The sequence below is a fragment of the Streptomyces sp. P17 genome, from assembly GCF_032436805.1.
Lineage (GTDB): Bacteria > Actinomycetota > Actinomycetes > Streptomycetales > Streptomycetaceae > Streptomyces.
On the sequence record NZ_JAVRBF010000195.1, the window covers coordinates 1 to 922 of the forward strand.

The window sequence follows — 922 nt, forward strand, 5'->3', positions numbered from 1 at the left end:
AAGCTTCAGGTGTGGTCAGCGTCGGGAATAGGTCATTGTCCCGGCCAACCTGCCAATGAACGGTGGTGCCCTCGGTCCCGCCCATCCCGGCAGGTTCATAGACGGAGGCAATCTCCCACGCGATCCGTGCGAAATACGCCTGCTGTTCCGCCGTCACCGCCGAGGGGCGGTAGAGGTCGGGGAGCAGGGTGCGGAAATCGCGTTGATACAGGACGGTCTGGACGACCAGCGACAGACCGTAGGACAGCGCGGGTGCGGGGTGAATCGTATCGCTGTGCAGATCCTGCGCGGTCGTGAACCCCGGCGCCGATCCGGTCGCCATATCCGCAACAACGCGCTGGATAAAGCGGTGGCCGGGGATGATCCAGACACGCCAGTCGCTAGGCAGATCTGGGAAAAGCTGCCGCATTTTCCACGTGATATAGTCGGCCCGCCATTTGAACCGCTGCTCATAGCTGGCCAGAATATCCTGCCAGTTCGCCCAATCAATCGCAGGCCAGATCGACCACAGGATAAATTCGGGCGGGCGCTGCGTCCGGCGACCGTTCTGCCACGCGTTGATGGCGAACCGCATTTCGTAGAACACGTCCTCAAGCAGCACCTCGCCACCAACCGCAGGTGGTCCTGAAACTCCAACGGTATCCAGACCGCGTTCGGTGATGACCAGCGTATCAAACTGGTCCGCGTTGTCGCGCGGGTTCACGTCGCTGGAATTATAGTGCTGCCAGCGCCACATCGTTGCCGATCCGGGAATCGTGGATTTGAGGTGATACTGGTCCTGGTCGTCGGACGCAGACTGGAACTGCGCTTGGACCAGCGATTGCATCACCCCCGGCCAGCCGTCGCCGCCCCCGAAATAGGCGTCGGTCAGGCTGTGTCCCGAATGGATATGACGAGTGGTCTCGGCCGAGGCGATGCGCAG

1 protein-coding gene is annotated in these 922 nt (G+C 61.7%); it reads right to left on the minus strand.

Annotated elements, in window-relative coordinates; all coding sequences use genetic code 11:
* The coding region (locus tag RMT89_RS40315) for a hypothetical protein (protein WP_315888716.1) at window positions 1-922 on the minus strand (922 nt) is incomplete at both ends.